This window comes from Mesorhizobium sp. B2-4-7 (genome assembly GCF_006442685.1).
In the GTDB taxonomy this organism is placed as follows: Bacteria; Pseudomonadota; Alphaproteobacteria; order Rhizobiales; family Rhizobiaceae; genus Mesorhizobium.
On sequence record NZ_VFVH01000001.1, the window covers coordinates 602084 to 616684 of the forward strand.

General features: G+C 55.2%; 14 protein-coding genes. 7 read left to right on the forward strand and 7 right to left on the reverse strand.

Going from position 1 to position 14601, the window contains the following annotated elements:
* Positions 1-86: 86 nt before the first annotated feature.
* The 5 genes from FJ946_RS03045 to FJ946_RS03065 all read left to right on the forward strand — a co-directional run bounded on the left by FJ946_RS03045 (position 87) and on the right by FJ946_RS03065 (position 6894).
* A complete protein-coding gene (locus FJ946_RS03045) occupies positions 87-2300 on the forward strand; it encodes a glycosyltransferase (RefSeq protein ID WP_246673043.1) in 2214 nt (737 codons plus the stop codon).
* 299 nt (positions 2301-2599) lie between these two features.
* Entirely contained in the window at positions 2600-3940 is a 1341-nt protein-coding gene (locus FJ946_RS03050) for a glycosyltransferase (RefSeq protein ID WP_181167647.1), read from the forward strand.
* Positions 3937-4548, forward strand: coding sequence for a NeuD/PglB/VioB family sugar acetyltransferase (locus tag FJ946_RS03055; protein WP_140564237.1), 612 nt, complete (start codon positions 3937-3939; stop codon positions 4546-4548). Before FJ946_RS03050 ends, FJ946_RS03055 begins: the two co-directional genes overlap by 4 nt.
* 51 nt (positions 4549-4599) lie before the next feature.
* Complete coding sequence (locus tag FJ946_RS03060; RefSeq protein ID WP_140564238.1) at positions 4600-5715, forward strand: glycosyltransferase family 1 protein; 1116 nt, start codon at positions 4600-4602, stop codon at positions 5713-5715.
* A 60-nt stretch (positions 5716-5775) separates the two neighbouring features.
* Complete coding sequence (locus FJ946_RS03065) at positions 5776-6894, forward strand: glycosyltransferase (protein WP_140494864.1); 1119 nt, start codon at positions 5776-5778, stop codon at positions 6892-6894.
* A gap of 75 nt (positions 6895-6969) precedes the next feature.
* Here the strand turns inward: FJ946_RS03065 and rfbD are convergent, their stop codons facing one another.
* The 6 genes from rfbD to FJ946_RS03095 all read right to left on the reverse strand — a co-directional run bounded on the left by rfbD (position 6970) and on the right by FJ946_RS03095 (position 12627).
* A complete protein-coding gene (gene rfbD / locus FJ946_RS03070) occupies positions 6970-7848 on the reverse strand; it encodes a dTDP-4-dehydrorhamnose reductase (RefSeq protein WP_140564239.1) in 879 nt (292 codons plus the stop codon).
* Positions 7845-8915, reverse strand: coding sequence for a dTDP-glucose 4,6-dehydratase (gene rfbB, locus FJ946_RS03075; protein WP_140564240.1), 1071 nt, complete (start codon positions 8913-8915; stop codon positions 7845-7847). Before rfbB ends, rfbD begins: the two co-directional genes overlap by 4 nt.
* Positions 8916-8946: 31 nt before the next feature.
* Positions 8947-9501 (reverse strand): dTDP-4-dehydrorhamnose 3,5-epimerase, encoded by a 555-nt coding sequence (rfbC, locus tag FJ946_RS03080; RefSeq protein ID WP_140564241.1) that lies wholly within the window; start codon positions 9499-9501, stop codon positions 8947-8949.
* A complete protein-coding gene (rfbA, locus tag FJ946_RS03085) occupies positions 9502-10383 on the reverse strand; it encodes a glucose-1-phosphate thymidylyltransferase RfbA (RefSeq protein WP_140514965.1) in 882 nt (293 codons plus the stop codon). It abuts the gene before it with no gap.
* 19 nt (positions 10384-10402) lie between these two features.
* On the reverse strand, positions 10403-10837 hold the full coding sequence (locus FJ946_RS31015) for a hypothetical protein (protein ID WP_246673044.1): 435 nt from the start codon (positions 10835-10837) through the stop codon (positions 10403-10405).
* 113 nt (positions 10838-10950) lie between these two features.
* Positions 10951-12627 (reverse strand): DNA methyltransferase, encoded by a 1677-nt coding sequence (locus tag FJ946_RS03095; RefSeq protein ID WP_140564242.1) that lies wholly within the window; start codon positions 12625-12627, stop codon positions 10951-10953.
* A 304-nt stretch (positions 12628-12931) separates the two neighbouring features.
* Between FJ946_RS03095 and FJ946_RS03100 the strand changes: the two genes are divergently transcribed.
* Both FJ946_RS03100 and FJ946_RS03105 read left to right on the forward strand, forming a co-directional pair.
* Positions 12932-13603, forward strand: a complete 672-nt coding sequence (locus FJ946_RS03100; RefSeq protein ID WP_181173417.1) for an HNH endonuclease — start codon at positions 12932-12934, stop codon at positions 13601-13603.
* A 113-nt stretch (positions 13604-13716) separates the two neighbouring features.
* On the forward strand, positions 13717-14067 hold the full coding sequence (locus tag FJ946_RS03105) for a hypothetical protein (protein WP_140564244.1): 351 nt from the start codon (positions 13717-13719) through the stop codon (positions 14065-14067).
* 88 nt (positions 14068-14155) lie between these two features.
* On the opposite strand, the gene FJ946_RS03110 is transcribed toward FJ946_RS03105, so the two are convergent.
* A complete protein-coding gene (locus tag FJ946_RS03110) occupies positions 14156-14335 on the reverse strand; it encodes a hypothetical protein (RefSeq protein ID WP_140564245.1) in 180 nt (59 codons plus the stop codon).
* Positions 14336-14601: the final 266 nt, after the last annotated feature.

Sequence of the window (14601 nt, forward strand, 5' to 3'; positions counted from 1 at the left end):
CGGGGTCCGGTAGCATGAGATTGGATAGCACGCCTCGAGTCATGTGGATTCTAAATCACACTTCCGCACGAGCCTTCGAAGTGCCCATGTTAAAGCGTATAGGGTTCCAAGAAATCTTTCTTCCGAAGCTATTTCCGCAGGACCATAATTTTCGCTCGGCCAGCATTGACTATTCTGAAGATGCGAATCTTTCGATACCTTCCGATGATCTTGAAAAGCTCAATGGTGTTAACTGGTACAAACCGGTTGCAAAGGAATATTGGGCGATTGCAAATCGACATTTCGATGTCTTGTTCTTTATCGCGCACGATCTAGACGCTGTGGCAAATGCCGCACGAAACTTTTCCGGCGCATTGATATGGCGCGCATATGGGCTTGACAAAAGCCTGAGCTATTCGCAGTTGCTGGCCTCATCAGAGGAAGCTTTCCTGGCGCTACAGCGGCCGGAGGGACCCTTTTTTCTGGGCCATGCATACCGAGGAATAGAAAAGAACGAATCCAATTTCTTAGCCAGTAAGGCCATTTATCTTCCGCTTGGTTTAAACAACGCTGTTGTCAATGATACGTGGACCGGGAGCGACCCACGGATCCTTTTCGTTTGTCCAGAAATTGGCTTTAACCCCTACTACAAAGCCATTTATGAGAAATTCAAGAAAGACTTTGAAGGCCTGCCTTATGTGATCGGTGGGGCGCAGCCGATAACCGTCGACGATCCGAGCGTTCTGGGCTTTGTCACCAACGAACAGCATGCAGAGAATATGAAAACCCTGCGTGTAATGTTCTACCATTCGCAAGAACCGCGCCATGTCCATTATCATCCATTTGAGGCGATCCGAACCGGAATGCCCCTAGTATTCATGGCTGGTGGCCTTCTCGATGAGCTAGGTGGGATAGGGCAGCCGGGCCGAGCACAGACCGCGTCAGAAGCTCGCGCCAAAATTGAGCGTATCCTGAGAGGCGATACCAAGTTCGCCGAAAATATAAGGACATCGCAAAAGAAAATGCTGGCTGCGATGACAGCAGAACGCTGCGAGCCGTACTGGCGAGAATCCTTTTCTGTCATTCGAGAAAAACTGACGCAGCGCCGAAACCTTCCACCAGCTTCCAATCCCCGAAAAAAGAGAATAGCCGTAATTGTTCCGGTAGAGTACCGTGGAGGTAGCCTTCGCGCTGCAAAGCTTCTGGCAACAGCTTTATGCCTCGGAAGTCAACATGCCGAGGACGAGGCCGAGGTCATTTTTGGCCATGTAAGATCTGATATCTACACCAAGGACGACTTCAAGGACCTCCCGGATAAGGTTCAAGTCAGGCCATTCGATATTTCTCACATCGATCGATATACAGCCGAGCGAGCGATGAAATTGCGTGGCTTCCAGGATTGGTCCGCCACTTCTGGAACATACATTGCGTTTGACGACGAGATCAAGTTGTTCCTGGATTCTGATCTGATCGTGGTCATATCGGACCGAATACTCCATCCAATTTTACCGCTTATTCCCGTTGTTCACGTCATTTATGACTATATTCAACGTTATTCTACCTTCGCGACTCGGGAACTTGAGATAGCGTTCCTAAATGCCGCCCATCGAGCAAATAAAGTTGTGGTAACCACGGAATTCACGCGGCAGGATGCGATCAATTTTGCTGGAGTCCCCGCGCACAAGGTCATAAAACTTCCTATGCTTTCGCCCAATTTTTCTAAAACGAAAAGAGTCGAACTTGACGAGAGGGACCAGTCGTTCATATGGACCACCAACGCCAATCCTCACAAGAACCATAGAATGGCGCTGGAGGCGCTTGCCATCTATTACGAGGAGCTAGACGGGAGGCTTAAATGCAATATTACAGGGGTCAGAACTGAGAAGCTTCTAAGTGGCGCAGTCAGTCATTTGAAGGATGCTCAAGATATTCTTCGTAGATCACCAAAACTTAGAAAGAACATTTCCTCGCTTGGCGACATGCCTGACAGTAACTACCAGAAGCTTCTGTCTCGAAGCCAATTTCTTTGGCACCCTGGGTTAGTCGATAACGGGACATTCAGCGTTGTTGAGGCTGCAAGCGTGGGGGTTCCATCCCTCTCGAGTGATTATCCAGCAATGCGCGAGATGGATACGCAATTCTCGCTCGGCCTCACGTTTATGGATCCCAATGATGCCTTCGACATGGCAAAGAAATTAAAACTAATGGAAGAGAATACGGAAGCAATGGCAGCGCGACTGCCGACATCAACGACACTCGCGTTGCAGTCCATCGACGAACTTGCATTCGGCTATTGGAAGGCAGTTTCGGAATGGCTATAAGGCGGTACGGTATTTTCCTTGCTTACCCTCCAACTGTAAACCTGAAATCGGAGGGGCTCGGGAGATATTTAGCGTCATTTGTCAAGGCCGCAACGGATGATCCTGATAAGAAAATGGTTATCGCATCACCAAGCTGGCTGAGATCACAACTCACGCAGTTGTTCAATGACGCTGGGGTCGCTGAAAAATCATATTCGTTTATTGGGCCGACTCAGTCTCCATTACTGTTGAGACTCTATCTTCGGTCGAGGAGATCTAAGCGCCCGCGTTTGTCTCGCTCAAGACGATGGTTTAAGACCTTGAGCCCAATCATCTTGGTACACCTACGCTGGGCTTTGTTTGGATTTTCAAGTACCAGCAATCCCATAAGTTTTTTAATGTTCAGCGCTTATTTGGCCGTCTTGTCGATTTTAGCCATCTCTTTTCTTGCAGTCTTTTACGCCTTTAAATCCATATCTCTGGCACGGCTCCTCTTTCGAAGAGCAGGCGGCCGGTTCTTTTTTCGCCACAAAAGAAGTATCGACCGGCTTAATAGGGCGATTGAATTGGCGAAATCTCGATTGCCTCAAAAATCGATCAGGAGTTTGCTTTTTTCCGGCATGCACACCGCCGAAATGAGAAAGATGGTAGCACTCATCAACCGGAAGCATTCAGATATCGCGTGGTACTCACCAACGGCTTTTTGGCCCAGCTTCAATGACATCAAAGCGCCCCGCCTAATGTGCGTTCCTGACATGGTCCTGTACGAGTTTCCCATCCCATTTGCCAACTTTGGGGAGCCGATTGCCAGAGCCCGCAATGAAATTCTGACAGCGATAGAGGGTGGGGCCAATTTGGTCACCTACAGCGATCATATCAAGTGGGGAACCCTAGTTAAAATGATCGATGTAGACCCCTCAAAAATTTGGGTGGTGCGACACGCGCCAAGCACGCTTTCCCGATACACGGAAATTGCAGGGTTTTCAGATAATGCCGCCGCTTCATTGAGCTTAAACCGCGCGATTGCTTTGGGCGCTTTGGGAAAGGCAACCGGCCCATCTTATATGCCTCCGCTGAAATCTTTCGAATTCAAATTTCTGTTTTATGCAAGTCAGTTTCGACCGTCCAAGAATGTGATTACATTGTTGCGGGCCTATGAATATCTGCTCCGGAAGAGATATGTAAAACACAAACTTATTCTCACCGGTTTCGGCGATTACCCATCTGTAAGAAGGTTCATAGCGGAGAACAATCTAAACAATGATGTTCTGTGCCTGTCCGGATTGACTGAAGCTGAGCTTGCCGCCCTCTACAAGTGCGCTGACCTTGCGGTAAATCCATCGCTTTCCGAAGGTGGAATGCCATTCACGATTACAGAGGCGTTGTCAGTAGGAACTCCCGTTGTCATGGGCGACATTGAAGTGACCAGGGAGATTGTTGTCGATCCGGCGCTGCGGGAATCCACCTTGTTCGACCCATATGATTGGAAGGCAATGGCCGACAAGATCGAATGGGCACTTCAAAACCGGGATGCCCTCTACGCTCAGCAGCGCCAATTTTTTGATGTTCTCGCGAAACGTACGTGGAAGGACGTTGTTAAGGAACATATCCGCATCCTTGATGTCATAGCAGAGCAGAAAGGCATGACGCCGTCACTATGAGCAAAGGCCTTTTCATTCTGGGCTTTGGCGGCCATGCGCGTAGCGTAGGGGATATAGCGCTGTCGTCAGGGTTCGATGATTTGATTTTCATCGATGACCAGGCGAAGGCCGGTGAGGAATTTGCGGGCTTTCCTGCTGTCGCTGTTCTTCCCAGCAATGCCGCCGGCGCCGGTTGGCTCATGTTTCCGGGCTCGGGTGACAATGCGCGGCGACGCGCGCAATGCGGGAGCGCGCTTGTTCCTCTTGCGATGCTCGTCGCACCGACTGCCTCTGTCGGGAGGCAATGTGAGATCGGGCAAGGCTCACTGGTCGCTCATCAGGCCCATATCGGACCGCTTACAGAGGTTGGCCGGGGCGTCATCATCAATAGCGGCGCAGTCGTTGACCACGAATGCGTGATCGGCGATTTTTCGCACATATCCGTCAATGCGACCGTTGCAGGCCGTTGCCGAATAGGCACACAGGTTCTGGTTGGCGCAGGTGCGACCGTGATTGATCGGCTCAGCATATGCGACAATGTCATCATCGGCGCTGGCGCAACGGTCGTCCGAGACATTGAAGTGCCCGGCGTGTATACAGGCACGCCGGCCCGTCGAGCCCACGGCTAGACAGCGCCAGCCGCTTTCCTTTCAGGCTCGAACAGAAAAACGGCCCGATTCATGAAAATCGGCATTGATGCCCGCAACCTTGTCCACAATCTCACAGGCATCGGCCGCTATGTGCTGGAGATGTGCCGTGGGTTGGCGGAAGCCGGTCACGAAATCTTTCTGTATCTCCCGGAGCGACCGGTGTCGGATCTGTCTCGTCTATCGGGCGGAACGTTTCGGATATCTGGTCATGCAGGTAATTTCAGGCGCATGGTTTGGGGTCAAACCCTGTTACCCAAACAGGCAGCCCGCGACAAAATCGACATCTTTTGGGGCCCTGCCCACAGATTGCCCTTTAGCTTGGATCCGGATATTCCCCGCGTTGTGACCATTCACGATCTCGTATGGCACCATGCGGCATCGACAATGCGTTTGCAGGGCTGGCTCGGCGATCGCTTCCTCATGCGACCTGCAATATTTTCATCGGATGAGATCGTCGCAGTCTCGCGCTCTACGGCCGATGCCATTCGAATGCTGTATCCACAGGTCTCCAAGAAACTGCACGTGGTGTACCCTGGACTAACGCGCCTGGAGGATGGCGGGACCAACAGCGTGCTTGCGGACAAAGGCATCGACCGCGATTACGCCCTTTTTGTCGGCACACTTGAACCACGCAAGAACTTGCCAAATCTCCTGGAAGCATATGCGCTGCTTCCGGAGTCTGTCAGGAAAAATCTGCTGCTCGTCATAGCGGGGGGTCAGGGGTGGCGTCTCGGCGACCTGCGCGAGCGCATGGTGCGCCTCGAAATCGAATCGGATGTGCGACTTACGGGATATGTCACGGACAGCGATCTCGCTGTCCTCTATCGCCGAGCGAAGTTTCTTGTCATGCCGTCATTATACGAAGGTTTTGGATTTCCAATTATCGAAGCAAATGCGGTTGGGGTGCCTGTCGTAACTTCAAACATGTCTTCCATGCCCGAGGTGGCTGGCGAAGCTGCCCTTCTTGTTGACCCGACCAACGTCCAGGATATCTCCGCCGCGATGGGCCGGATGGCGCTCGACAATGCATTGCGCTCGCGACTGGCTGAGAAAGCGCCCCTGAACGCGCTCCGATTCGACTGGAGAAAAAGCGCCTTGGACCTGGCCGCAGTGTTCGAATTGGCCATAACCGCAAGAAGGCGCTGACGTGGAAGGTATGCTTCAGATTTTTGAACTGGCCATCGAGCGAAGACGGAAGACCAACATTTGAAAGTGCTGCATTTCTTCAAGACGTACTGGCCCGATACCTTTGGCGGGGTGGAGCGGACGATACATGCCATCGCTCAAAGCACCGCCAGCCGCGGCATTGAAACCGAAGTGCTCTCGTTGAGCCGTGCTCCGAACGAGAACACGCAGCATCTCGACGGGCACATGGCCCGAAAAGCCAGGCTGGATTTCGAACTGGCGTCGACCGGGTTTTCGCTCGAGGTCTTTCGGAAGTTCGGGGCGCTCGCCGGGAAAGCCGACCTCATACACTACCATTTCCCATGGCCATTCATGGACATGGTGCATTTTCAATCCCGTCATGGCAAACCGACCGTCGTCACCTACCATTCCGACATCGTCAAACAGCGGCTTTTGCTGCCTCTTTATCGGCCGCTGATGCTGCGCTTCCTCAGGGATGTGGACGCTATCGTCGCGACATCTCCGGACTATTTGAAATCGAGCCCCGTTCTCAGAGCCTTGGAGGGCAAATCGGCGATCATCCCAATCGGCATCAATGAAACCGATTATCCCACGCCGACCGAAGCCGACAACAGATGGTGCCAAGCGGCGGTGACGGAGCCTTTCGTGCTCTTCGTCGGCGTCTTGCGCTACTACAAGGGGCTGGACGTGCTGATTCAGGCGGCCGACAAAGTCAGGTGCAAGATCGTTATTGCCGGATCAGGGCCTATCGAAGAGCGCCTGAAGCTTCAGGCCAAGACGTTGCGTCGCAACAATGTGATATTCCTCGGCGAGGTGGCCGAGCGGCACAAGATGGCGCTCCTCCACAACTGCCTGGGGTTCGTTTTTCCGTCAAACCAGAGGTCGGAAGCCTACGGGCTTTCTCTCGTCGAGGCTGCGATGTGCGGTAAACCGATGATCTCCTGCGAGATCGGAACGGGAACAAGTTATGTGAACAAAGCCGGCGAGACCGGGTTGGTCGTACCGCCTTCCGATCCAGCACGCCTTGCCGAAGCCATCAACCAGGTCGTCGATTCGCCGGTCGAGGCAGCGAACTGGGGGCGAGCTGCTCGCGATCGCTACGTTCGCCTCTTTACAGCTGACAGGATGGGAAAAACATACGCCGATCTCTATCACCAACTCGATAACCGCCGACGCTGAATACGGTTTCGCACTGTGGCAGCCGGTGAATCCCCGCGATTTGTTGGTTGTTGATGCAGTCAAATCCCCGTCAGGTCACCTGCTCAGGAGACGACGGACCACCTCTCGCGCCGATTTCTGCAGTACCGGCGCACTCCATCCAAACACGGAGGCAAACTTCGCGCTCGACAGCCGGGAATTGACGGGGCGGCGCGCCTTGGTCGGATAGTCCGTCGCAGCAATATCGCGCACCCGCGCGGAGGGGCCACCGAGCCCACCGCTTATGTCCAGGATATGGCGGGCGAAGCCGCTCCAGTTGGTCTCGCCCGTGCCGGCCAGATGATAGATGCCCCACGCGGCGAAATCCTCGTTGCGGTGCAGCCGTGCTGCCGCATGCAGGATCGCGTCAGCGATATCAAGCGCGGAAGTGGGATTTCCCCATTGGTCGGCCACAACCGGTATCTCGTCGCGGTCGCTGGCCAGCCTCAGCATGGTTTTGGCGAAATTCTTGCCGAACGGGCTGTAGACCCACGCCGTGCGCAAGATCAGGTGGCGCAAATTGGCTGATGCCACCGCCTGTTCGCCGGCAAGCTTGGAGGCGCCGTAGACGCCAATCGGCGCGGTCGCGTCGGTTTCCAGATAGGGACCGTCCTTGGTGCCGTCGAAGACATAGTCGGTCGACAGATGGATGACGGGCACGCCGAGCCGAGCCGCCGCCTGCGCCACCTCGCCGGCGCCGGCGGCGTTCACCGCAAAGGCGAGCTCGGGTTCGTCCTCGGCCTGGTCCACCGCCGTGTAGGCGGCGGCCGACACGACGATATCGGGCTTAGCGGCGGTGATGGCCTCGATCACAGTCCCGCGCCGCGCGAGGTCGAGTTGCGGCCGGCCGATGGCGATGACCTTGACGTCTTCGCGCCCAGCCTCCAGAAGGCTTGCCGCAACCTGGCCCTCGCGTCCGGTGACAACGAGCCTCACACCGCCTCCTTGCGCGCTTCGCCCAGTCTTTCGCCGGCATAGCGCTGTTCGCGGATCGGTCCCCACCACCATTTGTTGTCCAGGTACCAGTCGACCGTCCTTGCCAGGCCGCTGTCGAAATTCTCCCTCGGCGTCCAGCCGAGCTCGCGGCCGATCTTGGACGCGTCGATGGCGTAGCGGCGATCATGGCCGGGACGGTCGGTGACGAAAGAGATCAGGTCGCGATAGCTTTTGCCGGCGGCCCGGGGGCGCCTGGCGTCGAGCAGATCGCAGATCGTCTCGACGACACCCAGATTGGTGCGTTCCGAATTGCCGCCGACATTGTAGCTCTCGCCCGGCTGCCCCTTGGTGGCGATCAGTTCCAGCGCGCGCGCATGGTCCTCGACGAACAGCCAGTCACGCACATTGGCGCCGGCGCCGTAGACCGGCAGCGGCTTCTCGTCGAGCGCGTTGAGGATGACCAGCGGGATCAGCTTTTCGGGAAAATGGTAGGGCCCGTAATTGTTCGAACAATTGGACAGCACCACCGGCAGGCCATAGGTCTCGTGCCAGGCGCGCACCAGATGGTCGGAGGCCGCCTTGGAGGCGGAATAGGGCGAGGACGGCGCGTAAGGCGTCTCTTCCACGAACATGCCGCCATCGAAGGGCAGGTCACCGAACACCTCGTCGGTCGAGACGTGATGGAAGCGGAAACGGCCCTTCCTGTCGTCGGAAAGGCCGCGCCAGTATTCCAGCGCTGCATTGAGGATCCGGTAGGTGCCGACGATGTTGGTCTCGATGAAGGCGCCCGGCCCATCGATCGAGCGGTCGACATGGCTCTCGGCGGCGAGGTTCATGACGATGTCGATATCGCCGCGGCGCAATATGTCGAGCACCGCCCGCTCGTCGCAGATGTCGGCCTGGGCGAAGCTGTAATTTCGTGCATTTTCGATCGGCCGCAGCGAGGCCAGATTGCCGGCATAGGTCAGCTTGTCGAGATTGGTCACCCGGTAGGCCGGGTTGGCGCACAGATGCCGGCACACCGCCGAACCGATGAAGCCGGCCCCGCCCGTCACCAGAAAATTCATGCCGCTATCCCCGCGCATCTGGCAATGTTCATCAGGCAAACACCTCGGCGGCGGCGAGCAGCGGCGCCTTGAGGTCCTTGTCAGAAAGCTGAAACCCGCCGGCCGGCGGCGGCCATTCGATGCCGATGGCCGGATCATCGAAACGGATCGAGCGGTCGTGTTCGGGCGAATAGGTGTCGGTCACCTTGTACAGCACCTCGGTATCGGGCACGAGCGTCATGAAGCCGTGGGCGAAGCCCTTGGGCACCAGGATCTGGTTGCCCTTCTCGGCCGAGACCTCGAGGGCAACCCATTTTCCGAATGTCGGCAAGGAGCGGCGGATATCGACCGCGACATCAAGGACACTGCCTCTGACAACGCGCAGCAGCTTGTCCTGGGCGCGTGGCGGCAACTGATAGTGCAGCCCCCTGACGACACCGGCCGCGGCGGAATAGGAGTGATTGTCCTGGACGAAGGCGAGTTCGAGGCCGGCCTCGGCGAAGCGTGCGGCGTTCCAGGTTTCGGTGAAGTAGCCACGGGCATCGCCGTGCCGCTTCGGAATGATTTCGAGCAGACCTTCGATGCCAAGGGGTCTCACCTCCAGCATCTAGTCCTCCGACAACTCGACCACCCGGCGGCGCAGATAGGCGGCATATTCATTTTTTCCCAATCGGGTTGCGCGCTGCAACACTTCGTCAGCCCGCAGCCAGCCCTGTTCGAAGGCGATTTCCTCCGGACAGGCGACCTTGATGCCTTGGCGACGTTCGATTGTACGCACGAACGAAGAAGCATCGTCCAGGCTGTCATGAGTGCCGGTATCGAGCCAGGCATAACCGCGCCCCAACCTATGCACCTGCAACTGGCCACGCTCGAGGTAGGCATTGTTGACCGCCGTGATTTCGAGCTCGCCTCGAGCCGAGGGCCGAATCCTTGAGGCGATATCGACAACCTGGTTGTCGTAGAAATAAAGGCCGGTGACGGCCCAGTTGGATTTCGGCTTCTGTGGTTTTTCCTCAATCGTGAGCGCGGTTCCAGTGGTCTTGTCGAAGGACACCACGCCATAGCGCTCCGGATCCTCGACATGGTAGGCGAACACCGAAGCGCCGCTTTCGCGCGATGCCGCGGTGCGGCAAAGCTTGGACAATCCGTCGCCAAAATAGATGTTGTCGCCCAGTATCATCGAAACGCTGTCCGCGCCGATGAAATCGCGGCCGATAATGAACGCTTCCGCAAGCCCGTTGGGCTGCGGCTGCTCGGCGTAGGACAACTCAAGCCCGAATTCCGATCCATCGCCCAACAGCTCGCGGAAAACCGGCAGGTCCCGCGGCGTGGATATGACCAGAATCTCTCGAATCCCCGCAAGCATCAAAACGCTCAGCGGGTAATAGATCATCGGTTTGTCGTATACCGGGAGGATTTGCTTGGAGACCGCCAACGTTAGCGGATAAAGGCGCGTTCCACTGCCCCCAGCAAGGATAATTCCTTTCAAGAAACTCTCCTTGACATGCCTAAGTCCCCTCCCCTGACACAAGCCGCCCGTGCTTAGGTTTCATGCCGTGGCTTGTCAATCTGGTGCCCGACGAAGGGGCCGAGCGAGTGTCCCCGGCCCCCGCCAACCGCCCTTGCCTTGCCGGGCCCGAGGTCCTGGCCGGGACAAGCAGATCGTCTTCATCGTGATGGCCTATCTCGCCCATCTCGCGCCTTTGGTTCAGCCGCTCGGCAAAACCCTTGTGAAAGACGATCGCATTCAAATAGGCAAACGTCATCGCGAGTGCTGCGGTTCGCAAGGGATAGTCGACAAGAGAGTGAACGAGCAAAAACGACACCGACAGAAATGCAGCCTTCTGTAACGGCTCCCGGCGAATCCGGACCGACGAGGCGAAAAGCAATATGGCATACACAATCATTAACAAAACGACCGGTATGCCGCCCTCAAGTGCCAATTCGAGGTCATGAACGACTTCGAGGGTTAGCCAATCGTAAGGAGAAAGCAACTACAAGGCGGAGCAGCGCTCTGCCGCTCTCCTCGACGCTCATTGTTTTGGAAGACTCACAACTACCCAGTCAATGTCACAAACCGCGGATCGACAAATACCCCTTTGGTCGGGATGACCTTTTCGCCATCGAATGGTAGCAGCAACTCTAGCTGATCCTTGTCCTTCCGCCGAACGGAAGCCGTCAGTTTCCTTTCAGGGATGGGCAGCGGTGGGAGTTTTGGCATACGTCCAGAAAGCATGTCAGCGATTGTCGCGATCTGGATTCTAGGCAGTCGACCATGAGCAGAGCGCATCACAAAACCAGCGTCTGCCGCTTCGCGGATCATTGGTTGAGTTGCTTCAGCAAGAGAGACGAGAATGCCCATCTCTGCTTCTTCTCGCTCAATCACGCCGCGTAGATCGCGCACCATTTGCGCGCCAACGTGCTCGCCGCCTTTAACTGATACGATGATGCGACCGTCACCGTACGGGCCATTTTTGTAAAGTATGTTTCCATCAATACCGCGATCCGCCCCTCGCTTTTCTTCCCGATAGGTTTGCGCACCGACACGCCACGCCGCCCACCATTGGAACTGATGCTTGTCCCGCCGAGCGAGGTCACGTGCGCTCGCGAGATCAACCGGCCGACCATGCACTGAGAATGATACTTTGGGATGATTTGCCTTCAATCGAGCTTCGATGAGAGTTATTGCATAGTGCGTTACATCAATGCCGATCCACTGGCGCCCGATCCGTTCCGCCGCTTCTACCGTGGTTCCGCAACCACAGAAGGGATCAAGCACAACGTCGCCAGGATCTGAGGATGCCTGAATGATGCGCTCGAGGAGGCTCAAGGGTTTTTGTGTTGGGTATCCCAACGCCTCCTTGCCAGAGGCCGCCCTTATATCTGACCAATCGTTCTGAAGGGCTACTCCGGGCATTTCGTCAAGATAGCGCTTCTGTGCTGGGACGGTGCCAGGTTTGGTCTGAACGACCCGCCCTTGAGAAATTAGTAGGTCCATCTTCTCTCGGCTGAACCTCCAGTGCCTCTTAATCCCCAGCACTTCATAGAATGGATTGCCTTTGGCGGCCCCGCCAGGCCCAGTAAGATCGCTCAACCGATATGCTCGGCCTGTTCCTGGCTCTCTGTACTTATAGAAATCACGGACGTACTCCGGATCATAGGGAGTATACTGGGTATTCCATTTCCACTTGTCAGATTTTGTATAGAATAGTATTGTGTCTCGTACGTTTCCGTATTGTTTGCGCCCTTGTTTGGCATCGTTGTGTGCCGACTGGCGCCTCCAACTTATCTCGGTCCGGAAACTCGAAGGACCAAACAACGCATCTAGGATGATTTTCAAGTAGTGGCTGGCGTTAGGATCACAATGCAAATAGAGTGATCCAGTGGGCTTCAGGACATCGCGTAACTCTAGGAGCCGCACTGCCATCATAGCCAAGTAGGCCATCATTGCATTTTGGCCTATCCAGGCTCGCATTCCTCTTAGAGCCAGAGCCACATCACCAGACGCACGCATAACGTCTTCGTATGCTTCAGCTGCTTGCTCGCCCCACTCCCAAGTATCCCTGAACGCTTCAGCTTGCGCTTCGGTCGGAGCACCACTATCCTCCCGAAAAAGCACATTATAGTTCGCATTCGAATTGAACGGCGGGTCGAGATAGACGAGATCAACAGATTCCGGCTTAATTCTCTCGCGAAGAACGTGAAGATTGTCCCCAAAGAATAATTTGTTCATCGCCGCGCCCCTACCTACGCGAATTACAGTCTCCTATAGATATTAAATTAGCATTGGGGAAAGGTTACGATATTCCTAACATACGGGCTCGCTTCGCCGCCAAACACACAGGCTCCAGCTCAATTAAAAGTGGCGAGAGCGTTTGGATGAAAGCGTCGCAAACAGAATAGTGACGATCTTATGCTTTGAGTCTTCAGGTGCACCATCATAATTGTAAGCCAACCAACTAGAGAGTCCGATTGTCATGCCGGTAACGAAAGGTTCTGGGAATCCGAAATGGACGCGCGACGAGTCCCTACTAGCCTTGGATTTGCTCTATCGTCACGGCAAGCCGCTCGACCGGCAGCATGTTGACACATTGGAATTGTCTACCCTTCTGCGTAGAGCGCATATCTATCCCGCAGCGGGGCGGAAAGAGAATTTTCGCAATGTGGATGGCGTCGCATTGAAGATGCAAAATTTGCTCTCTGCAATTGATCCAAATCGAGGGCTGAGCTTTTCAAAGACTGACACCGCAATCGTGGCCGAGTTCCCGAACGGCCGAAAGAACGAACTGGCCAAACTGGCAACGGCTATTCGGGTAGCTCTTTGGGAGGAACCGACAGCGGAAGTCGATGGCGATGACGACTTAGAGTTTCCAGAGGGCAAGGTATTGACCGCACGGCATCGACAGCGAGACAAGCGGTTACGCAAGAAGTTAATTGAGGCACGGAAATCATCGGGACTTAAGTGCGAAGTGTGTAGTTTCAGCTTTGGTATAGGTTCTCCCAGATCGACAGACAGCTTCTTTGAGGGGCATCACACTGTCCCCCTCGCCGCGGCCGAGGGAGAGCAGAAAACCCGCCTTTCGGACATGTCTCTGCTGTGCGCCTGCTGTCACCGGTTCATCCATCGGTTAATCGCAGATAACAAGCGCTGGATCAGCGTCAGAGAAGCTGCTGAGATGCGCCGGGACGTGGCAATCTACTCCGGCTAATCGCGCCAAGATTTACTGAAATCAGGGAGTCAGGCGCAACATGCTCCGCTGTCGAAACTTTTCGACATCCATTCTTCGATGTGGCAATGTCATCGTACAATTGGGAGGGTGGAATGAAAAGATTGCTCATGGCAATGGTGTTGGCCATTGCGCCTACTTCATTGCAGGCCGCTTGTTTCGGAAGCCATGCTTTCAAGACATGCACCGATGAAAACGGCAATTCTTATAACATTCAGCACTACGGCAATACCACCAACATGACCGGCTACAACGCAAACACGGGGTCGACTTGGTCTCAAAACAGCAACACGTTCGGCAACACCACTATCACAAATGGAACGGCCGCTGACGGGGGCGCCTGGCATATGCAGCAACAGCGGATTGGCAACTCGACCTTCTATTCTGGCACCGACTCCGATGGGAACGCCTTCAGCGGTTCTTGTGGTGCTTTCGGCTGCAATTAGGCCCGTTGACATTGTTCTCGTTCCGCGGTGATCCAGGCGACGTAAAAGTGGCTCGGCAATGTTCAGACGTTGTGCCGTCGCACGTCCCCTAGCGTCTTGCGCGGTGTGGTGTCGTGAGCGTGTCAAGCCGATCCTGCAGATGACCATTTAGAACGATCATTTCTTTAAGCGCCTTTACCGGGTCGCCTTTGTGTTGGGCAATGAATTTGTCGGCGATTGCCTGGAGGGCGGCTTCTTGGCGACTATCCAGCGATACCATATGGTCCATGGGACTGCTCCAAAGGGTGTTGCGTCCTAGTGAACAAAAAGGGAACAAAATTGTCAAGCCCGAATTGACTCCGTGAGGAATATCTTCTTATTTTTTTGCATGCCAGAACAGAGCAGACGACCACGCCGCCTTGTGCAGACCCTGTGCCGAGCGCATGAGGTGGGACAACTAATCCGTATCCGTTGCATTAATTGCAACATCACCCGCCATTATCTGCCGGGAGATCTCGCCAAGCTCGTCGGAGACATCCCATTTTGGGAAATTGA